The organism is Hydrogenophilus thermoluteolus, from assembly GCF_003574215.1.
Classification (GTDB): Bacteria; Pseudomonadota; Gammaproteobacteria; order Burkholderiales; family Rhodocyclaceae; genus Hydrogenophilus; species Hydrogenophilus thermoluteolus.
Window position 1 is genome coordinate 650397 of sequence record NZ_AP018558.1, and the last position, 20484, is coordinate 670880.

Here is a 20484-nt window from a genome sequence, read left to right on the forward strand (position 1 = left end):
AACGTAACAAAACGTAACAGCGGCGATGCGTCGCGGAATTCTTTGTACACTTCGGGAAGTTCACGGACGAAAAGGAGCACGGATGGGGTTGCCCTCGGTCTTGGTCGTGGATGACGACCCGGAGTTGCGAACGCTTCTCGTTGCCGATCTCAATCGGCGCGGTTTCGCAGCGCATGCGGTGCGAGACGGTGCAGCGCTCGACGGGGTGTTGGCGCAAGGGCTGCCCGATATCCTCGTGCTCGACTGGATGTTACCCGAAGAGGACGGTCCGACCATTTTGCGACGGCTCCGTGCCAATCCCGCCACTGCCCACTTGCCGGTTTTGATGCTGACGGCGCGCGCCGACGATTTCGATCGGATTGCCGGCTTGGAGATGGGGGCCGATGACTATTTGACCAAACCGTTTCTTCCGCGGGAACTGGAAGCGCGGTTACGAGCGATTCTGCGCCGTACCCGTGGGCTGGGTGGGGGAGCAGCTGCAACGCCGCACGGGTTGGCGCCAACTGCTTGGCGGATTGGGCCGTGGCGTTTCGATGTGGCGCGTCGCTGTCTGGTTGCCGTAGATGGGACGATCCAGCCGCTCACCGGGAGTGATTTCGCGTTGCTCTCTTTGTTCGTGCACCATCCGGGTGAGGTGCTCCATCGCGACTACCTCATGCGCGCAACCCGGGGGCGTGAATCGGACGTTTTCGATCGTGCGATCGACGTTGCGGTGAGTCGGTTGCGGGCGAAGCTCGGGCACGATCGTGACGGGATGCCCCTTTTGCGCGCCGTTCGCGGACAAGGGTACGTGTTGAGCGCATCCGTAGCGGCGGAGGATTCGTGAGCAACGACTGGCAGCAGGCGTGGCGACGACTGCAGATCCGTTTGGTCGCGACGTTGACCCTCCTCATCGTGGTCTTGGTCGCTACCTCGTGGGGATTTTGGGTGACGATGATCGCCCAAGAACGGCAGGCCCACGTTGCCGAGCAGGTCAAAAACGCATTGACCCAAGCGGCCGAGTTGCTGGCAAACGGTGGATGGCTGTACGAAGGGGCGACGCCGTTCCCGCCCTTGCTCGTCTGGCAAGGGCTGCCCCCGCCGGGAAGCCAGGTGCAGCCGCTTCGCGATCCGTGGCCGGAGACGTTACCGGGAATCGGTGCACCTGTCGCGTGGGTGAGCGCTGAGCAGGAGGGGGTGACCGTACTGCTTCCGGACGGTCGCCCCCTTTCGGCGACGCTCTTGCTGCCCCCGCCGCCGTCCCGAGAAGGGATGGGCTGGGCGCTTTTGGCCTTGCTGGTCGTTGCAGCCGGAAGTGGTGCATTGGCCTATTGGGGTTTGCGTCAGGTCATGCAGCCGCTACTGTCCGCAATTTCGGTGGTGGCGCAGGGAACTGTGGCAGCCAACGACGATGCTGCCGCGCACGGTGGCGTTCCCAGGCACCGCGGGGCAACCGCCGCCACCATCGCCTGGTTGGAAGCACAGATCGAACGCCTGGTACGCGAACGCACCTTGCTGATCTCTGGTATCGCACACGATTTGCGGACGCCGCTTGCGCGGTTGCGCTTGCGCGCGGAATTGTTGCCTGAAGACGAGGTTCGGCAGGGAATCGTGCGCGACCTCGACGAGCTGACCTACCTTGCCGATCAAGCGAACGCCTACCTCCATTCGCTCGCACCGCCGCTTGCGGTGGAATGTCACGATCTGGTGCAGTGGCTGAAAACCCGCTATGGTGATTGGCCAGCGGTGACGCTTGTGGTACCACCATCCGCCCCGCTTGCCACTGACTTCGGTTTGTTGGCGCGCCTCATGGACAATCTGGTCGAAAATGGCCTTGCCCATGCGCAGCGGGTGTGGATTTCACTCGCTCCGGAATCCAACGAGTGGGTCGTGCAGGTCGACGATGATGGCCCCGGTATCCCGGAAGCCGAGCGCGAGCGGGTCTTTGCTCCGTTCGTCCGCCTTGACGCAGCGCGTAGCCGGGAAGCGGGGCGGGGTGTCGGGTTGGGGCTGGCGATCGTGCGCAATTTGGCCGAACGGTTAGGTGACGGGTTGGTGTTGTCGGAATCGCCTTATGGCGGTTTGCAGGTGCGTATTCGTTTGCGACAGTTGCGCGTACCGAACGATCCGGCATCGCTATCTCAGAGCGGAGGAAGCAGAGCGTGAGCAACAGAACGTGGCTGTTATGGTCGGTAGGTGCCGGTTTGCTGGGGGGGCTCGTTGCCCTCTTCGTTCGTCACCCTTTTCCCATCGATGAAACCCGCTACCTGGCCGTTGCCTGGGAGATGCACTGGCGTGATGTGTGGCTCATGCCTCTTCTCGAAGGGGAACCGTACGTGCAAAAGCCACCGCTTCTCTTCTGGTTGATCCGTCTGGGGTGGCTCGTTTTCGACGTCAATGCATGGTGGCCACGTTTGCTCATTGTGTTTTTTGCATTGGGGGTGCTGTGGGCGGTGGCGGCGCTGATGCGCCGTTTGACGGTGCGCTCGTCCGAAAAGCTTGAGCAGGGTGTGCCCAAAGTGCCTGCCGTGCCCTGGGGGGAACCGTTGCGTACCGCTCCTGCGCCGTGGTTGGCTGCTGCGGCACTGAGTGGTTTCATCGCGTGGCCGGCGTGGAGCAGTGCGCTCTATTTCGACGTGCCGCTGACCTTTTTTGTCGTGCTGGGCGCGTTGATGTTGCTGCGGCTGGCGGAAACGGGGCGTGGAGGGGGTTGGCTGGCGCTCGCGGCCGGATTAGGCGCACTGATGAAAGGGCCGCTCGTTGCCGTTCCCTTCGTCGGCCTCGTTCTGGGGCTGCCTTGGTGGGCCAGTCATTTGCCCTGGCGCGACCGGTGGCGCACCGTGGCGCGCGCCGTAGGGTGGGGTATGGTGGGCGCATTGTTGCCCCTGGCGTGGCTTGCGGCGGTCTACTGGCGCAATGGGGCAGAGACGTTTTGGGCGGTATTGGAAGCGCAAGGGATCGGACGGCTGGGCGCGGGTGCGGACCACGCAGCGCCGTGGTGGTGGTATCTGCCGGTGATCATCGCGATGGTCTGGCCTTTGGGATGGCGTGGCGTTCTTTGGAAGGGTGCCACGAGGGCATCGCGTCAGTGGGGGCTGCGGTTCGTGGTGGCGGCGCTGGCGCCCGGTGTGGTGCTGCTTAGTTTGATCGCGGGTAAGCGCGCGCAATATGTGCTGCCCTTTTTGCCGTTTCTTGCGGTAGCGTTCGCCTTTGCTGCGCATGCGGTCCAGCATGAAACGAACGAACGGGAAAAACGCGACGCTGCCTTCGCGGCTATTCGCCATTTCGTTTTGGTCTTGCCACTTGCCGCTGCCGCGCTCGTTTTGATGGTTGCTCCCTGGGTGCCCCGCTGGGAAGAGACGGTTGCGTGGCTGACCCCGCGTTGGGTCGTGGTCGGCGCGGGTCTGGGCGGGATCGCACTGAGTTACTTCTGGTGGTTGCGACGCAGCGAAACGAAAGCAAACGTTTCTGCTGCCGTAATCGCCGCGCTGATGGTGGCGTGGTGCGTGGTGGTTTGGCTGAGCGCCACCGCATCCTGGGCCAGTCAAGGGGCGTTCGATCCTCAGCCGATTGCTACCCGGATCACAGCGCTGCGCGACGCGGGGCGTCCGGTGGTCTTCGTCGATGGAAGGCACCATGGCGCGTGGCATTTCGCAGCGCGGCTCGAGGAGCCGTTGCCGCGCATCCGTGCCGAAGAGCTGTCGGATTGGTTCGCTGCGCACCCCGATGGGGTGGCGCTTGTCGTGGTGGATCATAAACGGCTGCGCCACGGCGAATGCTTGCCATGGCGCAGCGATTGGGTCTGTTATCGAATGGCCCACCAGGCACCTAAGCCAGCTGCCAGCAGCAGCGGGAAAAGTCCCCAGCCGTAAGCGGCTGTGATCGCCTCATCGGGGGTGGCCAGTTTTTTGCCGGTGATCATCGCCTTGGGAAGCGATTCGCGATGCGCAATACTCCCGACCGCAACGCCTGCCAGATGGATCGCGATCACGGCAAGGAAAAGGTTGGCCACCGCTTCATGGAGTTCTTCGAAAAACTCCCCACCGATTTCGTTGAAGGTGAACCAACCTGTGAGCGGTGTGACGATTGCGAACGCCAGTAACGCGAGCACCGCATAACCGCCAGCCGGGTTGTGGCTGGTGTAGTGTGGGACATTCCCAGTGGTCCAACCGGTGCTGAGCGTCTTCAGGTACGCGATCGCTTCGCTGGGCGGGCGGACGAACGCGCTAAACCGGGCAGGCGGGGAACCGATGAACCCCCAGACGATTCGGAAGAGGGCAATTCCCAACGCGGTGCCGCCAATAGCCGCGTGCCACAGACGGAAGGTTTCGCTCTCACCCGTTATCCAAGCCAATGCGACCGAGCCGGCCAACAGCCAGTGGCCTACGCGAACAGGCAGATCCCAAATCGGTACGGTCAATCGTTCTCGCGCCATTTTTCAACTCCTGATAGTTTGATCGTTTCGTCGTCAAAAATTCCTTGATCCGCTTGTTGGTGACAAGCGCCGCAATTGACTGGCGAGCGCACGTCGCTGCGCGACCAGATGGCGCGCGGGATTTTTCGGTGCTCTTTTTGAAAATAGCGTGTCTGGGTGAGTCTGGGCGGGTTACCGGGGGGCGAGCCTACTTTGCGCTCCGGTCCGGCCCAACGGACGAGGTACGCAGTGATGGCCTGCGCGGTATCGGCAGGAATTTCGGCGTTGTCGCCGTAGTGACGATCGAGCTGGGCCATTACCGCTTTCCATGCGTCAGCCGACAAGAGTTGTGGCGGGAACGGGATATGACAGCTGCCGCACTCCTGCTGGTATTGCGTTGGCGCTTGGGCGATCCAATTGCCCCGAATATCCGCATTCGCTACCGTGGTTGTCACGGTGGCTGCAAGAGCGAGTGGGATCGAGAGAAGATGCGTCGAACGGCTCATGGCTTTTGCTCCTTTACGTTCCTAAAAGAAACGCGATGAAATCGGCCCTTTCTGCCGCAGTGCATTCACGACCGACGACCTCTGTGCAGTTACGGTGAAACCATTTGGCTACTTTGCGCGGGTTCGTGAACCGTTCCGGGTTGGCGCGCGGGGCAAGCGGTGCGATCGTCTTACCCGTGATGACGTGCCTGCCCTCTTGAACGGGGTTTTCAGTATGGCAGGAGCTGCACGATGGCATGCGGTCGTTCTGAGCAAATCGTTTGCGAAAGAAAGCGCCGCCCCTTTGGGGATCCGGACGGAATTGCGGGTCTTGGCGCTGCGCCTCGGCGGTGAACGCGGTGAGAAAATCGCTCGGCGTCTGTAGCTCTTGGCCATAAGATCCGAAGCCGTTCGCCAGAAGCGCGATCATGGCGACAACATGTTTGGGTTTCATATGCTTCTCCCAGAAGACAGACGCTCGAATTGTGGAGGGACAAACTGAACGCGGGCTGAACGCCCTGTTCAGGTAGTGTTCACCCGTTGCGGCATACTATCGGCGTGTGTTCAACGAAAAGGAGAGAGGAAAAACCATGCGCAGTCGTTATCTTTTGGGCGCAATCGCTGTGGCAGTGCTCTCTGTTGGCATGACCCAGTGGAACAGCGACGGGTTGGGAGTCACGCTTGCTTACGCTTCCAAAAAAGCCGAACGGGTGCAGATGCTCGAGGCGATTCAACGCGGCGAGCTGATGCCGTTCGAAACGATCCTCACCAAGGTGCGGGAAGAGCTCGGCGGCCATCTCGTCGAAGTGGAGCTCGAAGACCAAGGCTGGTCACCGTCTGGCTGGGTCTATGAGGTGAAATGGCTGACTACCGACGGGCAGCTCATCAAGCGCTACTATGACGCCCAAAGTGGGGCGTTGCTCCGCGATAAGACCAAGTCCGTCAGAAAGGAATGGAAGCGCAGTGAAGAATGGAAGCACGATGCGCAGCGTCAATGAGCTAGGTAACCAAGATGCGCGTTTTGGTGGTCGAGGACGAACCCAGTTTGCGGGCACAGCTGGTCAAAACGTTACACGAGGCGTCGTTCGACGTCGATGGCGCGGCAACGGCAAACGAAGCGGACCTCTGGGTGCGGCAAGGGATACACGACCTGATCGTGCTCGATTTGGGCTTACCCGGCCGCGATGGACTCACGCTTCTCAAGGGGTGGCGCGCTGCGGGGGTGATGCTGCCAGTGCTGATTCTGACCGCGCGTGATGCCTGGTACGAAAAAGTGGATGGGATCGAAGCTGGTGCCGATGATTACCTTACCAAACCGTATCATCCCGCTGAACTGGTGGCGCGGGTGCGCGCCTTGTTGCGGCGCGCCACCGGCGAGGCCAGAGGGGTGATTCGGTGTGGCGATCTGGCGATCGATCTCATCGCCGGCCAAGTGACCCGAAACGGAACACCGATCGGCTTGACTGCGAAAGAGTGGTCGCTCCTCGAAGGGTTGGTGACTCGTGCTGGGCGTATCGTCAGCAAGGATTTTCTCCGGGAACGGCTTTACAGCGACGGCGAGGATCCCGAATCGAACACCGTCGAGGTCTTTGTCGCGCGGTTGCGACGAAAATTACCCGAACTGCCAATCGTCACCGAACGGGGAATGGGTTACCGGGTCACCTTGCCCAAGGGTGATCCGGAAAAGGGAGTGTGACCAACGTGACCATGTTGCGGTCGTTGCGCTGGCAGTGGTTTGTGGTGGCGATGGTCGTCACTGGGGTGACGATCGCCATGCTGGCCAAGTGGCTCCAGTATGAATTCCATGACCATTTGGAGGAACAGCAAGTCGCCGAATTGACCTTCCAGCTCGATGCCGTTACAGCCAATTTGCCCGAATTGGCGAAAAGCGCCCCGCTTGACCTTCCGGAACGGGTTGCCGAACGACTTGCCGACCCACGCTGGCGTCGCCCCTATTCGGGATGGTATTGGCAAGTCGAGCGGCTGGATCGAACGGACGCCGTGTGGTCGTCGCGGTCGCTGTGGGATTTCCGTCTGGCGTTCCCTGAGCGGGCTGACTGGGGGAAAGGGTCCCCGGTACTGTTGCGGGATCTCGCTGGCCCAGACGGACAAAAGCTTTTGGCACTGGTTCGTGTGGTTCGCTGGGAGGAGGAAGCGGGCCAGTTGTGGCGGGTGACCGTTGCTCGGGATCAGGCGCAGCTTCAAGCGATCGACGAGGAGTTTCGACAAGAGTTGTGGACGATTCTGGCTGGTGTCGTGGTGGTCTTGCTTGCCGGTGGCTTGGTGCAATGGGGGTTAGGGGTGCGACCATTGCGGCGGCTCGAACGCGCGCTCACTGCAGTAGAACGGGGCGAAGCGCACTTCGTTGCGGGGTCGTACCCCACGGAGCTCGCGTCCGTGGTCGCGACGTTCAACGCGTTGCTTCGGACCTTACGCGAGCAGAGTGAGACCGGGCGTCGCCAGACTGGGCAGTTGGCGCACGCGTTGAAGACGCCGTTGGCGGCGATCTTGCAGATTGCTCGGCAAGAGGCAAAACAGCCGTGGGCAGACGAAATCGTGGCGCAGGCAGAGTTGGCGCACGCCCACGTCCGCCATTATCTCGCGCTTGCCCGGGCGGAAGCGAGCCGCGGCGCATTGGGCAAGCGGTGCGATCTGGCCGAAGTACTCGAACGGATCGTAGCGGCGATGACGACGATTTTTGCGGAAAAAGCGCTGCAGTGGTCTTGCGATTGGCCTGCCCATTGCCAGGTAGTGGGCGATGCGCGTGACGTGACAGAGCTACTGGGAAATCTCTTGGAGAACGCGGCACGGCACGCCCGAGCCCGAGTCGGGGTTCGCGTCGTTCCAGAGGTCGTGCAGGGGCATTCGGGCTGGCGGATCGAGATCGAAGACGACGGCCCAGGCTTCGAGGGTGCGCACGAATCGTCAGGGTCGATGGGAGCCTGCGCGTCGGTGGAAGCAGCGAACGCGTCTGACGCGTCGTTGTTGCCGCAAGCCGGTCTGGGTTTGCACGTTGCGCAAACCATCGTCCGCGCCTTGGGAGGGTCGATCGCGTGGCTCGGCAGTGAGCGCTATGGGGGCGCACGGGTTTCGCTCTTCCTTCCCAGTCGATTCGTCGCCGAAAGCCATTGACAGCACAGCACCTTTTCCGTTATGATCTCGCTCTTTCTAGAAGAGGCTGCGCCCGCGGCCAAACAAGAGACAGTCAGAGGATGCACATGAAAACCTTTTCCGCCAAACCGCATGAAGTGAAGCGCGACTGGTACGTCGTGGATGCGTCCGGCAAGGTTTTGGGGCGTTTGGCCTCGGAAATCGCACGGCGCCTTCGCGGCAAGCACAAGTCGATCTATACCCCGCACGTCGATACCGGTGACTATATCGTCGTGGTGAACGTCGATAAGATCCGCGTCACGGGGAACAAGGCAAAAGACAAGAAGTACTATCGCCATTCGGGCTACCCCGGTGGGCTGTACGAAACCACGTTCGAAAAGCTTCTGGCCAAGCATCCGGAGCGGGTGCTGGAAAAAGCGGTCAAAGGGATGTTGCCAAAAGGGCCGCTTGGGTACCGGATGATCAAAAAGTTGAAGTGCTACGCAGGGCCGGAGCATCCGCACGCTGCGCAGCAACCGAAACCGCTCGATATCTGAGGAGCGCATGATGGCGGTCAATCAAAATTACGGAACCGGGCGTCGCAAAGAAGCAGTGGCGCGCGTCTTTCTGAAGCCGGGTAAAGGCAGCATCGTCGTGAACGGTAAGCCGGTCGATAGCTACTTCTCGCGGGAAACCGCGCGCATGATCGTGCGTCAGCCGCTCGAGCTCTTGGGCGTTACCGAGCAGTTCGATTTCACCATCACCGTGAAAGGTGGCGGTGAGTCGGGGCAAGCCGGTGCGGTGCGTCATGGGATCACCCGCGCGTTGATCGACTACAATCCGGAGTGGAAAGCGCAATTGCGCGCAGCCGGGTTCGTGACCCGCGACGCTCGTGAGGTCGAACGCAAGAAAGTGGGTCTCAAGAAAGCCCGCCGCGCCGAGCAGTACTCGAAGCGGTAAGCAAAAGATCTTTTCCAGACGAAAAAGCCACCTTGCGGTGGCTTTTTTGTTATCCTGTCACCAGACAATCAAGCAAGGAGTGACGATGATTCGCGTCGGTATCGTGGGGGGAACCGGTTACACGGGAGTCGAACTGCTGCGGCTGCTGGTTGGTCATCCGAATGTCACGTTGCATGCGATCACTTCGCGCGGCGAAGCGGGAACCCCGGTGGCGCAGCTCTTTCCGTCGCTGCGCGGACGGGTCGATCTGGCGTTTTCCCACCCGGACGAAGCACCGCTCGATGCCTGTGACGTCGTGTTTTTTGCGACGCCGAACGGAATCGCGATGCACGAGGCGCCAAAGCTCCTCGCGAAAGGGGTTCGGGTGATCGATCTCGCTGCGGACTTTCGCTTACGTGACGTCGCGGTTTGGGAACGCTGGTACGGGATGCGGCACGCTTCACCTGAATGGGTGGCGAAAGCGGTCTATGGGCTACCTGAGCTCTTCCGTGACGAAATTCGTACCGCACAGCTCGTGGCCAATCCTGGCTGTTATCCCACTGCGGTGCAGCTTGGCCTTGCCCCGCTCGTCAAAGCGCAGGTGGTGCGCTGCGAAGGGTTGATCGCCGATTGCAAATCGGGCGTTTCGGGCGCCGGACGTAAAGCGGAGGTGCATACCCTTTTTGCGGAAGCCAGTGACAATTTCAAAGCCTACGGTGTTGCCGGGCATCGCCACCAACCCGAAATCGTCCAGGGGTTGGCCCGTCTGGCCGGAACAGATGTCGAGCTCACGTTCGTGCCCCATCTCACCCCGATGATTCGCGGCATCCATGCCACCCTCTACGCGGAACTCACTACGGAAGTCGACCTCCAGGCGCTGTACGAAACGTTCTATCGCGAAGAGCCGTTTGTCGACGTTCTGCCCAGTGGGGCGCATCCCGAAACCCGTTCCGTACGCGCGGCGAACCTCTGCCGCATCGCGGTCCATCGCCCCGGTAACGGTCGCCGCGTGGTGGTTCTCTCAGTGATCGACAATTTGGTGAAAGGGGCCGCGGGGCAAGCGGTACAGAACATGAATCTGATGTTCGGTTTGCCGGAGACGACGGGGCTCATGCAGGTGCCGGTCAGCCCGTAAGGGGGTTGCAATTTTCCGACTAAAACGCTAAGTTATTGCTATCGGTACGAACAAGGAGTGACCCAATGAGCGAAGCAGTCGTCGACGATGTTCTGGTATTTACGGATGCCGCTGCCGCAAAAGTGCGCGAGCTGATCGAAGAGGAAGGTAACCCCAATCTGAAGTTACGCGTATTCATCACCGGTGGCGGGTGTTCCGGTTTTCAGTATGGATTCACCTTCGACGAGGAAGTGGCGGACGACGATACGGTGGTCGAAAAAGGCGGCGTGACGTTGCTGATCGACTCGATGAGCTACCAATATCTGGTGGGTGCCGAAATCGACTACGTCGAAGACATCAACGGTGCGCAATTCGTGATTCGCAACCCCAACGCGGTGACGACCTGCGGCTGTGGGTCGTCGTTTTCTGTCTGAATCGCGAGACCGCCGAACAGTGAACCGCCCCAAAGGGGCGGTTTTTTTGTGGTACGATGTGACGTTGACGTTAACGTAACAAAGGAGGAGCCGATGTTGATTTCGGATCGCGTTTTCGTGATCACCGGTGCCGCGTCGGGGTTGGGCGCAGCGACGGCCCAAGCCGCGGTGGCGCAGGGCGCCAAAGTGGTGTTGCTCGATCGCGATGCGAAAAAAGGGGCGGCGGTTGCCGGGCAACTGGGTGCCGCTGCGCGCTTTTGCCCGTGTGACGTCACCGACGAAACCTCGGTGCGGGAGGCGCTCGAGGCGGGCGTGGCAGCGTTTGGACGCATCGATGTCTTGGTGAACTGCGCCGGGGTTGCACCGGCGGAAAAATTGGTGGGTCGCGAAGGACCACACGCGCTCGTTTCTTTCGAACGCACGATTGCGATCAACCTGACCGGTACCTTCAACACGATGCGGCTTGCGGCAGCGCGGATGATCGGCAACGAGCCCAACGAACACGGCGAGCGCGGGGTGATCGTCAATACGGCGTCGATCGCAGCGTTCGAAGGGCAGATCGGTCAAATTGCGTATGCCGCGTCGAAAGGAGGGATCGTTGCGATGACATTGCCGGCAGCGCGGGAGTTGGCGCGGCACGGGGTGCGGGTGATGACCATTGCGCCCGGGATCATGGAGACCCCAATGCTCCTGGGGATGCCGCAAGAGGTGCAGCAGTCGCTGCACGCGATGGTCCCTTTCCCGCAGCGCATGGGCAAACCGGCCGAATATGCCGCGCTGGTGTTGCACATCGTGAGCAATCCGTATCTCAACGGTGAGACCATTCGCCTCGACGGCGCAATCCGGATGAGCGCGAAGTAAGGTGTGACCGGGGCGCGCCGATCCTACCGGCTGCGGAGTGCCCGGTGCAGGTGCCCGCAGCAAGGACGGGTCATCGGGTACAATCGCCACTTACGCCCGCGCGTGTGGCGCAATCCCGTCCGTTCATGAACGAAACCGCTAAAACCCAAGAGACCTGTTACCACTGTGGTTTGCCGATTCCCCCGGAAAGTCATTACTGGGTGACGATCGACGGCACGCCCCGGCGGATGTGCTGCGCCGGGTGTGAAGCCGTTGCCAACGCGATCGTTGCGGCGGGATTGACCAACTACTATCGCCATCGGGACGCGATGCCGGAGCCGGTGCGCGAAGCGTTGCCGGATGTCCTGAAAACCTTGGAGACGTTCGACGCGCCGGAGCTGGTCGAACAGCTTTCCCGTCCCGCGTCCCCTCATGAGCGCGAAGTTTCACTGATTCTCGAAGGGATTACCTGCGCCGCGTGTGTCTGGCTCAACGAACAGCATCTGCGGCGCCAAAAAGGGGTGACGCACGTCGAGATCAACTACGCAACCCGACGCGCGCTCGTGCGCTGGAACCCGGATGAGACGTCGCTTTCGCGGATTCTGCAGGCGGTTGCAGAGATCGGCTACCGCGCCTATCCATTCGATCCCCAAACGAGCGAAGCGGTAGCCCAGCGCGAGCGACGTGCGATGCTCTGGCGGGTTTTCGTGGCGGGCTTCGCGTCGATGCAGGTGATGATGTATCTGGTGCCCACCTACCTCGCAGGCGACGGCGAGATGGATCCCAGCTACCGTCAGCTCTTTTATTGGGCTTCGTTCCTGCTGACCCTTCCCGTAATGTTCTACTCGTGCGGCCCCTTTTATCGCAACGCGTGGCGTGATCTCAAGCAGCGTCGCATCGGAATGGACGTACCGGTCGCGCTCGGGCTGCTGATCGCGTTCGGCGCCAGTGTTTTCGGGATGCTCACGGGCTATGCCGACGTCTATTTCGATTCGGTGAGCATGTTCGCCTTTTTCTTGCTAACGGGCCGCTATTTCGAAATGGCGGCGCGCCAGCGTGCGGTCCGCGGGCTCGATGAACTGGCGCGCGCGCTGCCTGCGGTGGCCGAGCGGTGGAACGCCGAAACGCAAACGTTCGAGGTCGTGCCGGCGGTCCGCCTCACCGCTGGGGATCGTATCCGCGTCAAACCGGGCGAAGTCTTTCCCGCGGATGGCGTGATGGTCGAAGGAGAAAGTGACGCCATCGAGGCGATTCTGACCGGGGAGAGCCGTCCCGTGCCGAAACGGGTCGGGGACGAAGTAATCGGCGGCAGCGTCAATGGCAGCGGCGTGGTCGTGGTCGAAGTGACCCATGTCGGCGAAGCGTCCCGTCTGGCGAGTATTCGTCGGTTGGTCGAACGGGCGCAAAGCGAACGCCCCCGCATCGCGTCCGAAGCCGATCGACTTGCGGGACGTTTCGTGGGTACCGTGTTGGCGTTGGCCGTGGCCACTGCGCTCTTTTGGGCCTGGTGGGCGCCAGAAAAGATCGTACCCACGGTGGTTGCCGTGTTGATCGTGGCATGTCCCTGCGCGTTGGCGTTGGCGACACCGGCTGCAGTCACCGCTGCAACCGATGCGCTGTTGCGGCGTGGCGTTTTGGTCACGCGTGGTCATGTTTTGGAGACCGCAGCGCGTATGACCGACTGCATCTTCGACAAAACGGGGACGCTCACCGAAGGAGAGCCCGCGCTACGATCGGTGCGGTTGTTGGATCCTGCCCGCTGCGATGAAACGCAGGCACTTGCGTTGGCGGTCGCACTCGAAGCGGGAAGCAACCACCCGATCGCGCGTGCGTTGCGGCGCGCAGTTCCGGCTGACGTGGAAACAAAGCAACGGCACGCTGTGGTCGCGTTGCGGCACGAAACTGGCGGTGGGCTCTCCGCGTCGATCGGCGGGCGGCAGGTTGCGCTGGGTCGGCCGGCATGGGTCGAAGCGACGTTGGGGATCGCCCCGTTGTCGTCTTACGCTCAGGAATGGGCGGATGGGCAGACGTCAGAGACCGTCGTCGCGCTTGCCGACGAAGCCGGTTGGCTCGCCCTCTTTTTCCTCGAAGACCGGTTGCGACCGGAGGCGCCTAAGGTGATCTCCCGGTTCGTCCAGGCGGGGGTGACGCCCCACCTCTATTCGGGGGACCGTGCACCGGCGGTAGCTGCGGTCGCGCAAGCGGTCGGAATTGCCGATGCCGAGGGGGATCTTTTGCCGGAAACCAAACACGAACGCCTGCTTGCGCTGCGTGCGCAGGGGGCGGTCGTCGGGATGGTCGGAGACGGTGTCAATGACGCGCCGGTGCTTGCCGCAGCCGATGTCGGTATCGCGATGGGAAGCGGCGCCGATCTGACCCGCCATCATGCCGACGTGATTCTGGTGCGGGATTCGCTTTGGGGTGTGTGGCTGCTTTATCGGCAGGCGAAACGAACGCTTGCGATCATTCGGCAAAATTTGCGCTGGTCGTTCGGGTACAATCTCGTGGCGATACCGCTGGCGATGGCGGGCTGGGTGACCCCGTGGCTTGCGGGAATCGGCATGGCGGTCAGTTCTTTGCTCGTCGTGCTCAATGCACTGCGCCTACAGCGGCTTCCGGTCGATCCGGAACAAGGGGTGTGAGGTGGAACTCGAAATCTTGTACCTGTTGATCCCGCTTTCGCTGGTTTTGGTGGTGGTCATCGGAGGGGTCTTCTGGTGGGCGGTAAAACGTGGCCAGTTCGACGACCTCGAGGGGCCGGCCTACCAAATCCTTTTCGACGAGGAACCCACCAAACCGGAAAGCCGTCCAGACGCAGCGGCGCGCGAGACGAAAAAATGAACCTCTGTTGACCTGCGTCAAAGAACCGCAAAGGCGTTACGGATATAATGTTTCTGCGGTTCGCGCAACGTGGCGGCCGTTGGGTTTCTTGTCTCTCTGTTGGGGTTGGGGGTGCGAACGATTCGCACCCTTTTTTTTATCTGGAGTTTCAAATTCCCTGAAGGCAACACCCGAATCGCTTTGTTACAATCAGAACGCTTTGTTGATTTAGGTCAAAACTTCTTTTTGCAATCGGTGTATCCTAATGGGTGGCGGCATTGACGCCGGTGTTTTGGGTATCTCTGGATAGGAGAGGTCTTATGGAAGCGCAAACGACTTATAACTACAAAGTCGTGCGCCAGTTCGCCATCATGGCGGTGATCTGGGGCATCGTGGGGATGGCTGTGGGGGTGCTTATCGCCTCCCAGCTCGTTTGGCCGCAGCTCAACTTTACCGAGCTCGGTGAGTGGTTCCACTTCGGTCGCTTGCGGCCGTTGCATACCAACGCCGTGATCTTCGCTTTCGGCGGGTGTGCGCTCTTTGCTACGTCGTACTACGTGGTGCAGCGTACCTGCCATACGTCGCTTTTCGCGCCCGCGTTGGCCACCTTTACCTTCTGGGGCTGGCAAGTGGTCATTCTGCTTGCGGCGATCACTTTGCCGCTCGGGATCACCACAGGTAAGGAGTACGCCGAACTCGAATGGCCAATCGACATTCTAATCACGTTGATTTGGGTCGCGTACGCGATCGTCTTCTTTGGAACCATTGCGAAGCGCAAGACCAGCCACATCTATGTCGCGAACTGGTTCTACGGCGCGTTCATCATCGCGGTCGCGTTGCTCCACATCGTCAATAGCGGCGAAATGCCAGTGTCGCTGTGGAAATCCTATTCGTTCTATGCGGGTGCGCAGGACGCGATGGTGCAATGGTGGTACGGCCACAACGCCGTGGGCTTCTACCTCACCGCGGCGTTCCTTGGGATGATGTACTACTTCGTCCCGAAACAGGCGGGTCGTCCGGTCTATTCGTACCGCCTTTCGGTGGTGCACTTCTGGGCGCTCATCTTTACCTATATGTGGGCCGGTCCGCACCACCTTCACTACACCGCGTTGCCGGATTGGACTCAGTCGCTGGGGATGCTCTTCTCGTTGATTCTCCTGGCACCGTCCTGGGGCGGGATGATCAACGGGATCATGACCCTCTCGGGTGTCTGGTACAAATTGCGTGACGACCCGATCCTCAAGTTCCTGATCGTTTCGCTCTCGTTCTACGGGATGAGCACGTTCGAAGGGCCGATGATGTCGGTGAAGACGGTGAATGCACTTTCGCACTACACCGACTGGACCGTCGGTCACGTCCACTCCGGCGCGCTCGGCTGGGTGGGGATGGTCTCGATCGGCTCGCTCTACTACCTGATCCCGCGGCTCTACGGCAAGACCGAAATGTGGTCGAAAGAGCTCGTCACGCTCCACTTCTGGATCGCGACGATCGGGATCGTGCTCTACATCGCGTCGATGTGGATCTCCGGCGTGATGCAGGGGTTGATGTGGCGCGCGACCAACGCCGACGGTACGCTCACGTACGCGTTCATCGAATCGGTGAAAGCCTCTTATCCGTTCTGGGCGATTCGTGCGTTGGGTGGTCTTCTCTATGTCACTGGCATGGTGATCATGCTCTACAACGTGGTGAAGACGATTGCCGGTGCCCAGCCGGTGGAAGAGCGCATCCTGCCGGCCCCTGCTGCAGCGCACTGATCGGTTGAGGAGAAAAAAATGGCTCATTCGAAACACGACATCATCGAGCGCAGTCTGCCGCTTCTGATCATCTTCACGTTGATCGCGGTAAGTATCGGCGGTTTGGTTGAGATCGTGCCGCTCTTCTTCCAGCACTCGACCACCAAGCCGATTGACCGGGACGGCAAACCGCTCGACGTCAAACCTTATGACGCGTTGCGGCTCACTGGGCGCGATATCTACATCCGCGAAGGGTGCTACAACTGCCATTCGCAGATGGTGCGTCCGTTCCGTGCCGAAACCGAACGGTATGGCCACTATTCGGTCGCGGGCGAGTACATCTATGACCGCCCGTTCCAATGGGGTTCGAAGCGGACGGGCCCCGACCTGCATCGCGTTGGCGGGCGCTATTCGGATGAATGGCACCGCGCCCACCTCAACAACCCGCGGGACGTCGTGCCCGAATCGAACATGCCGGCGTTTCCGTGGCTGAACCGCCCGATCAAGCAGAGCGACATCGACACGATCCAAGCGAAGATGCGGGCGCTGCAAAAGCTCGGGCATCCTTACACGGAAGAGGAGATTGCCAACGCGCCGAAGATGCTCGAAGGCAAGACCGAAATGGACGCGGTGATCGCCTACCTCCAAGGGTTGGGTCGGGCGCTCTCCAACTTCCAATGACGGCAATGAGGCAAGGGAGCTGAGCCGATGGATCTCAATGATTGGCGCGCGTTGGTGACCGTATTGGCGTTCGTCTGCTTCTTGGCGATCGTCGCGTGGGCGTACAGTAGTCGCGCCAAAAAGGGGTTCGACGAAGCGGCTCAGATCCCTTTCCTCGACGAACCGGGTGAACGTCATAACGAGAGAGGATCGAATCATGGCTGATTTCATCAGTCCCTTCTGGGATATGTACGTGAAGGTGCTGGTGGCGCTGTCGCTGCTCTTCTGCGTCTTCGTGATCGCAACGAACATGCGCGCTACCGGCAAGGTTGGGGAATTGCAACCCCATAGCTGGGACGAAAACCTGCAAGAGTGGAACAATCCGCTCCCGCGCTGGTGGATGTATCTCTTCTGGTTGACGGTGATCTTCGCGATCGTCTATCTGGTGATCTACCCGGGTTTTGGGAGCTTCAAGGGGATCGCGGGGTGGAGTTCCGTCGGCCAGTGGGAAAAAGAGATGAAGGCAGCAGAAGAAAAGTATGGCCCGCTCTATGCCAAGTATCGCAATATGGACGTTAAAGCGATTGCGGCTGACCCTGAAGCGATGGGGATGGGTAAGCGCCTGTTCCAGACCTACTGCATGCAGTGCCACGGGGCCGACGCACGCGGCGCGAAAGGTTTCCCCAACCTCACCGACAACGACTGGTTGGGTGGTGACGGCTCTCCTGATTACATCAAGGCGACCATTACCAATGGCCGTATGGGGGTGATGCCGCCGTTCCCGCAGTTGGGTGAGGAGGGGGCGAAAAATGTCGCGCACTATGTCCGCTCCCTCTCGGGGCTTGCGCACGACGCGACTCGTGCGCAACTAGGGTCGAAAATTTTTGCCGAAAACTGCGCTGCGTGTCATGGTCCCGACGGGAAAGGTAACCCTGTGATCGGTGCGCCCAACTTGACCGACAATATCTGGCTCTACAGCTCGTCCGAAACGCAGATCATGAGCAACGTGATGAACGGTCTGAACAACCGGATGCCGGCTTTCGGCGAATTCCTCGGACAAGACAAAGTCCACCTCTTGACGGCGTACGTCTGGAGCCTCAGCCACAAGTGATCCTGCTGGGCGCTGCCTCCGGGCAGCGCCGGCAGGTGCATTGTTTCCAACCCCAAGGTTTTACTGCGATTTCGGTCGCAGTTAGAGAAAATAAGTAAAGAAGGAAATAATGATGGGTCTAGAAACGGAAAACCCGCAAACCGGGGAACCTCGCTCGACCTCAAGCAAAGCGCCTACCGCGCAAGCAGGTGGCTCTGCTTCATCTTACCCACAACCTGCGCGCAACGATCAACGCGCACAGACAGAAAACGAAGCGCAATCGCTCTACGCGAAACACAAAAAACTCTATGTCCGCTCGACGAGCGGCACATTCCAAAAGTGGCGGTGGTTCTTCGTTTTCCTCACGCAGGCGATCTTCTACGGCTTACCGTGGCTGGACTGGAATGGCCGTCAGGCGGTGCTTTTTCACCTGGTCGAACGGAAGTTTTACCTCTTCGGCTGGGTTTTTTGGCCGCAAGACGTCTTCTTCTTGGCCATTATCTTGATCCTTTCGGCGTATGCGCTTTTTTTCTTCACGACGATCGCCGGGCGGCTTTGGTGTGGTTACACCTGTCCGCAGACGGTCTACACCGAAATCTTCATGTGGTTCGAAGAGAGAATCGAAGGGGACCACATCAAACGGGGCAAACTCGACCAGGCTCCGTGGAACGCCGAAAAGATCCTTCGGCGCGGTGCGAAATATCTGATTTGGATTCTCTTTTCGTTATGGACGGGCTTTACGCTCGTGATGTACTTCACACCGCGTCAAGAGCTGTTGGCAGAGCTGGCAACACTCAGTTTTGGTCCGTGGGAGTGGTTCTGGATCTTTTTCTACGCCGGGTTCACCTATTTGCTCGCGGGCGTGCTGCGGGAACAAGTCTGTAAATATATGTGTCCATACGCCCGTTTCCAGGGCGTGATGTTCGATCCCGATACGTTGATCATCACTTACGATGAAGAGCGGGGTGAGCCACGCGGCCCACGGAAGAAGGGGGTCGATCCTCGATCGATCGGTAAGGGAGACTGTATCGACTGCGGGATTTGCGTCCAGGTTTGCCCAACGGGTATCGATATCCGCAATGGTCTGCAATATGAGTGCATCGGATGCGCCGCGTGCATCGACGCGTGCAACGAGGTGATGGACAAGATGGGGTATCCGCGCGGTTTGATTCGGTACAGTACCGAAAACGCCATGATCCACCACTGGAGCCGGGAGCAGGCGTGGCGTCGGGTTTTGCGGCCTCGCGTGCTGGTTTACGGTGTTTTGCTCGCGCTCTTTACGGGTATCCTGTTCTATAAGATCGCGACCCGCCCGGATGTTCGGGTAGACGTGCTGCGTGACCGTGCGGCGCTTTCGCGCGAGTTGCCGGGAGGGTGGATCGAGAACGTCTACACGCTGCGGTTGATGAACATGGCCGAGCGGCCACGGCAGTACACCATTTCGGTGAGTGGAATTCCGGGCATGAAACTGGAAGGCCCCACAACGGTCGCGATGCCCGCTGCGGCGACCGAATCGATCGTTGTTTCGGTGCAGGTGCCTGCGCAAGCGGTGAAACCGGGTCGTTACGATATCCTGTTCGAAATCCGTGTGGCGGACGAACCCGAAAATGTCACGCGTGAGCACGCAACCTTCTTGGTGACGGAGTAACGCTGCAATGAGCCGACCTGACACCAAAGGAACGCCTTGGTACAAGCAACGGTGGCCGTGGTTGCTGATGGCGCCACCGCTCGTGGCTGTCATCGCAGGGTTTTACACCTTGAAATTGGCGATCCAGAGTTGGGACGGATTGGTGTCGGACGATTACTACAAAGAAGGGTTGGCGATTCAACAGCGGATCGATCGTACTGCAAAGGCGGCTGAACTGGGTCTTGCCGCGTGGGTGCAATGGAACGATGGGCGTTTGACCCTATGGTTCGACCCGGCGCGTCTCAAGATCGATCCGCCGCATCTCATTACCGTGCGTTTCGTTCATCCGACGCAGAGCGGGAAAGACCAGCAGCTCAACCTGGTGCTCGATCAGGGACGCTACTGGGCCCCGCTCGCGTTGCCGACGATGGGGCGTTGGCACGTGATCATCGAAGACGAGTCCCGCCAGTGGCGACTGAGCGGAACCATTGTTGTCCCGACAGAGAGAGAGGAGCTCATCCAACCCATTGTTCCCAAAGAGTAAAGGAGGGTATCATGTCTGACGCACTGCGGGAGTTCTTCACCACCGATATCGGGTTGTTGAGCCTCTTTACGATAAGTTTTGTAATTGTGATGGCGAGCTTCATCTATCGTTTCGTCAAGCGGCATATGAACGACAAACCGGAAGCGTAACGAAAGACAAGCTGAGTCACGGACGCACGTACCGTGCACTACAAGGCCTTCCTTGTTCCGCAAGGAAGGCCTTGTTTTCGAGCGGATCCAGCGCGATCTGTTGCTGGTTAGCGATAGACCAGTACCGGCAGTTTGGTGTGCGAGAGGACCTTGTTCGTGACGCTCCCCAGAAGCAGTCGAGCGATGCCGCTGCGGCCATGGGACGCGATGAAGATGAGGTCGCAACCGTGCCGTTCCGCTGCGTCGATGATCGCATCGGCAGGGGCGTCGCTCACCACGGTATCGGTGTCTGCTTCGACTCCGGCCTCACTGGCCTTTTCCTTCGCTGAGTTGAGGATGGTGTTCGCTTCTTCTTGCGCGGCTTTACGAAACTGTTCGGGCGTGGTGGGGTCGATCAACGCCCCCTCGCCATAGACCGGAAGGGGAAAATCGGGTTGCGCATAGAAAAAGGTGATGCGGGCGTTGAGGGCTTTTGCGAACGCAACTGCCCGTTCGACCGCAGCAAGCGAGAGTTCGGAACCATCGGTGGGGACGAGAAGATGGCGAAACATGGCAAGGCTCCTTCC

At 60.1% G+C, this 20484-nt stretch carries 24 protein-coding genes; 20 read left to right on the forward strand and 4 right to left on the reverse strand.

Going from position 1 to position 20484, the window contains the following annotated elements; translation table 11 throughout:
- Positions 1-82: 82 nt before the first annotated feature.
- Genes HPTL_RS03160 through HPTL_RS03170 form a run of 3 tightly spaced genes read left to right on the forward strand, consistent with a single transcriptional unit; the run spans position 83 to position 3851 of the window.
- The gene (locus HPTL_RS03160; RefSeq protein ID WP_119334681.1) at positions 83-826 is read left to right on the forward strand and encodes a response regulator; all 744 of its coding nucleotides are present in this window, start codon (positions 83-85) and stop codon (positions 824-826) included.
- Positions 823-2145 carry an ATP-binding protein gene (locus tag HPTL_RS03165; RefSeq protein ID WP_119334682.1) on the forward strand — a complete coding sequence of 441 codons (1323 nt, stop codon included), beginning with the start codon at positions 823-825 and terminating at the stop codon, positions 2143-2145. The genes HPTL_RS03160 and HPTL_RS03165 overlap by 4 nt, the downstream gene beginning before the upstream one ends.
- Positions 2142-3851, forward strand: coding sequence for an ArnT family glycosyltransferase (locus HPTL_RS03170; protein ID WP_119334683.1), 1710 nt, complete (start codon positions 2142-2144; stop codon positions 3849-3851). The genes HPTL_RS03165 and HPTL_RS03170 overlap by 4 nt, the downstream gene beginning before the upstream one ends.
- Here the strand turns inward: HPTL_RS03170 and HPTL_RS03175 are convergent.
- From HPTL_RS03175 to HPTL_RS03185, 3 genes are read right to left on the reverse strand one after another with little or no spacing between them, the layout of a single operon-like run.
- Positions 3785-4414, reverse strand: coding sequence for a cytochrome b/b6 domain-containing protein (locus tag HPTL_RS03175; RefSeq protein WP_119334684.1), 630 nt, complete (start codon positions 4412-4414; stop codon positions 3785-3787). The two genes, HPTL_RS03170 and HPTL_RS03175, sit on opposite strands and share 67 nt — an antisense overlap.
- Entirely contained in the window at positions 4396-4899 is a 504-nt protein-coding gene (locus tag HPTL_RS03180) for a diheme cytochrome c (RefSeq protein ID WP_119334685.1), read from the reverse strand. The genes HPTL_RS03175 and HPTL_RS03180 overlap by 19 nt, the downstream gene beginning before the upstream one ends.
- 13 nt (positions 4900-4912) lie before the next feature.
- A complete protein-coding gene (locus HPTL_RS03185) occupies positions 4913-5332 on the reverse strand; it encodes a DUF1924 domain-containing protein (protein ID WP_197713755.1) in 420 nt (139 codons plus the stop codon).
- Positions 5333-5468: 136 nt separating this feature from the next.
- Between HPTL_RS03185 and HPTL_RS03190 the strand changes: the two genes are divergently transcribed.
- From HPTL_RS03190 to HPTL_RS03270, 17 genes are all read left to right on the forward strand, one after another.
- Positions 5469-5876 (forward strand): PepSY domain-containing protein, encoded by a 408-nt coding sequence (locus HPTL_RS03190; RefSeq protein WP_119334686.1) that lies wholly within the window; start codon positions 5469-5471, stop codon positions 5874-5876.
- A 14-nt stretch (positions 5877-5890) separates the two neighbouring features.
- A complete protein-coding gene (locus tag HPTL_RS03195; RefSeq protein WP_119334687.1) occupies positions 5891-6574 on the forward strand; it encodes a response regulator in 684 nt (227 codons plus the stop codon).
- Positions 6571-8010, forward strand: a complete 1440-nt coding sequence (locus HPTL_RS03200) for a sensor histidine kinase (RefSeq protein WP_119334688.1) — start codon at positions 6571-6573, stop codon at positions 8008-8010. The genes HPTL_RS03195 and HPTL_RS03200 overlap by 4 nt, the downstream gene beginning before the upstream one ends.
- Positions 8011-8096: 86 nt before the next feature.
- Entirely contained in the window at positions 8097-8525 is a 429-nt protein-coding gene (gene rplM / locus HPTL_RS03205; protein WP_119334689.1) for a 50S ribosomal protein L13, read from the forward strand.
- Between the two features lie 10 nt (positions 8526-8535).
- Positions 8536-8928: a 30S ribosomal protein S9 gene (gene rpsI, locus HPTL_RS03210; protein WP_119334690.1), complete on the forward strand. Its 393-nt coding sequence runs from the start codon at positions 8536-8538 to the stop codon at positions 8926-8928.
- A gap of 85 nt (positions 8929-9013) precedes the next feature.
- Positions 9014-10042: an N-acetyl-gamma-glutamyl-phosphate reductase gene (argC, locus tag HPTL_RS03215; RefSeq protein WP_119334691.1), complete on the forward strand. Its 1029-nt coding sequence runs from the start codon at positions 9014-9016 to the stop codon at positions 10040-10042.
- Positions 10043-10107: 65 nt separating this feature from the next.
- On the forward strand, positions 10108-10455 hold the full coding sequence (gene erpA, locus HPTL_RS03220; protein ID WP_119334692.1) for an iron-sulfur cluster insertion protein ErpA: 348 nt from the start codon (positions 10108-10110) through the stop codon (positions 10453-10455).
- 93 nt (positions 10456-10548) lie between these two features.
- A complete protein-coding gene (locus HPTL_RS03225) occupies positions 10549-11316 on the forward strand; it encodes an SDR family NAD(P)-dependent oxidoreductase (RefSeq protein WP_119334693.1) in 768 nt (255 codons plus the stop codon).
- 125 nt (positions 11317-11441) lie between these two features.
- Positions 11442-13937 carry a heavy metal translocating P-type ATPase gene (locus HPTL_RS03230; RefSeq protein ID WP_119334694.1) on the forward strand — a complete coding sequence of 832 codons (2496 nt, stop codon included), beginning with the start codon at positions 11442-11444 and terminating at the stop codon, positions 13935-13937.
- 1 nt (position 13938) lies between these two features.
- Complete coding sequence (ccoS, locus tag HPTL_RS03235; RefSeq protein WP_232000011.1) at positions 13939-14136, forward strand: cbb3-type cytochrome oxidase assembly protein CcoS; 198 nt, start codon at positions 13939-13941, stop codon at positions 14134-14136.
- A gap of 299 nt (positions 14137-14435) precedes the next feature.
- The gene (gene ccoN / locus HPTL_RS03240) at positions 14436-15869 is read left to right on the forward strand and encodes a cytochrome-c oxidase, cbb3-type subunit I (protein ID WP_119334696.1); all 1434 of its coding nucleotides are present in this window, start codon (positions 14436-14438) and stop codon (positions 15867-15869) included.
- Positions 15870-15887: 18 nt separating this feature from the next.
- Positions 15888-16529, forward strand: a complete 642-nt coding sequence (gene ccoO, locus HPTL_RS03245; protein WP_119334697.1) for a cytochrome-c oxidase, cbb3-type subunit II — start codon at positions 15888-15890, stop codon at positions 16527-16529.
- A gap of 27 nt (positions 16530-16556) precedes the next feature.
- Complete coding sequence (locus HPTL_RS03250) at positions 16557-16733, forward strand: cbb3-type cytochrome oxidase subunit 3 (protein WP_119334698.1); 177 nt, start codon at positions 16557-16559, stop codon at positions 16731-16733.
- Positions 16726-17619, forward strand: coding sequence for a cytochrome-c oxidase, cbb3-type subunit III (ccoP, locus tag HPTL_RS03255; RefSeq protein WP_119334699.1), 894 nt, complete (start codon positions 16726-16728; stop codon positions 17617-17619). The genes HPTL_RS03250 and ccoP overlap by 8 nt, the downstream gene beginning before the upstream one ends.
- Positions 17620-17731: 112 nt before the next feature.
- Positions 17732-19246 carry a cytochrome c oxidase accessory protein CcoG gene (gene ccoG, locus HPTL_RS03260; protein ID WP_119334700.1) on the forward strand — a complete coding sequence of 505 codons (1515 nt, stop codon included), beginning with the start codon at positions 17732-17734 and terminating at the stop codon, positions 19244-19246.
- A 7-nt stretch (positions 19247-19253) separates the two neighbouring features.
- Complete coding sequence (locus tag HPTL_RS03265; RefSeq protein ID WP_119334701.1) at positions 19254-19769, forward strand: FixH family protein; 516 nt, start codon at positions 19254-19256, stop codon at positions 19767-19769.
- A gap of 11 nt (positions 19770-19780) precedes the next feature.
- Positions 19781-19918, forward strand: coding sequence for a DUF3149 domain-containing protein (locus tag HPTL_RS03270; RefSeq protein ID WP_119334702.1), 138 nt, complete (start codon positions 19781-19783; stop codon positions 19916-19918).
- Positions 19919-20025: 107 nt separating this feature from the next.
- Here the strand turns inward: HPTL_RS03270 and HPTL_RS03275 are convergent, their stop codons facing one another.
- Positions 20026-20469, reverse strand: a complete 444-nt coding sequence (locus HPTL_RS03275) for a universal stress protein (RefSeq protein WP_119334703.1) — start codon at positions 20467-20469, stop codon at positions 20026-20028.
- Between the last annotated feature and the right edge of the window lie 15 nt (positions 20470-20484).

Coding starts and splice junctions, on each gene's coding strand:
- rpsI (WP_119334690.1), top strand. CDS start 8,536: ATGGCGGTCAATCAAAATTACGGAACCGGGCGTCGCAAAGAAGCAGTG.
- argC (WP_119334691.1), top strand. CDS start 9,014: ATGATTCGCGTCGGTATCGTGGGGGGAACCGGTTACACGGGAGTCGAA.
- erpA (WP_119334692.1), top strand. CDS start 10,108: ATGAGCGAAGCAGTCGTCGACGATGTTCTGGTATTTACGGATGCCGCT.
- HPTL_RS03230 (WP_119334694.1), top strand. CDS start 11,442: ATGAACGAAACCGCTAAAACCCAAGAGACCTGTTACCACTGTGGTTTG.
- ccoG (WP_119334700.1), top strand. CDS start 17,732: ATGGGTCTAGAAACGGAAAACCCGCAAACCGGGGAACCTCGCTCGACC.
- ccoP (WP_119334699.1), top strand. CDS start 16,726: ATGGCTGATTTCATCAGTCCCTTCTGGGATATGTACGTGAAGGTGCTG.
- HPTL_RS03275 (WP_119334703.1), bottom strand. CDS start 20,469: ATGTTTCGCCATCTTCTCGTCCCCACCGATGGTTCCGAACTCTCGCTT.
- HPTL_RS03160 (WP_119334681.1), top strand. CDS start 83: ATGGGGTTGCCCTCGGTCTTGGTCGTGGATGACGACCCGGAGTTGCGA.
- ccoO (WP_119334697.1), top strand. CDS start 15,888: ATGGCTCATTCGAAACACGACATCATCGAGCGCAGTCTGCCGCTTCTG.
- rplM (WP_119334689.1), top strand. CDS start 8,097: ATGAAAACCTTTTCCGCCAAACCGCATGAAGTGAAGCGCGACTGGTAC.
- HPTL_RS03195 (WP_119334687.1), top strand. CDS start 5,891: ATGCGCGTTTTGGTGGTCGAGGACGAACCCAGTTTGCGGGCACAGCTG.
- HPTL_RS03190 (WP_119334686.1), top strand. CDS start 5,469: ATGCGCAGTCGTTATCTTTTGGGCGCAATCGCTGTGGCAGTGCTCTCT.
- HPTL_RS03270 (WP_119334702.1), top strand. CDS start 19,781: ATGTCTGACGCACTGCGGGAGTTCTTCACCACCGATATCGGGTTGTTG.
- HPTL_RS03265 (WP_119334701.1), top strand. CDS start 19,254: ATGAGCCGACCTGACACCAAAGGAACGCCTTGGTACAAGCAACGGTGG.
- HPTL_RS03175 (WP_119334684.1), bottom strand. CDS start 4,414: ATGGCGCGAGAACGATTGACCGTACCGATTTGGGATCTGCCTGTTCGC.
- HPTL_RS03225 (WP_119334693.1), top strand. CDS start 10,549: ATGTTGATTTCGGATCGCGTTTTCGTGATCACCGGTGCCGCGTCGGGG.
- ccoN (WP_119334696.1), top strand. CDS start 14,436: ATGGAAGCGCAAACGACTTATAACTACAAAGTCGTGCGCCAGTTCGCC.
- HPTL_RS03180 (WP_119334685.1), bottom strand. CDS start 4,899: ATGAGCCGTTCGACGCATCTTCTCTCGATCCCACTCGCTCTTGCAGCC.
- HPTL_RS03185 (WP_197713755.1), bottom strand. CDS start 5,332: ATGAAACCCAAACATGTTGTCGCCATGATCGCGCTTCTGGCGAACGGC.
- HPTL_RS03250 (WP_119334698.1), top strand. CDS start 16,557: ATGGATCTCAATGATTGGCGCGCGTTGGTGACCGTATTGGCGTTCGTC.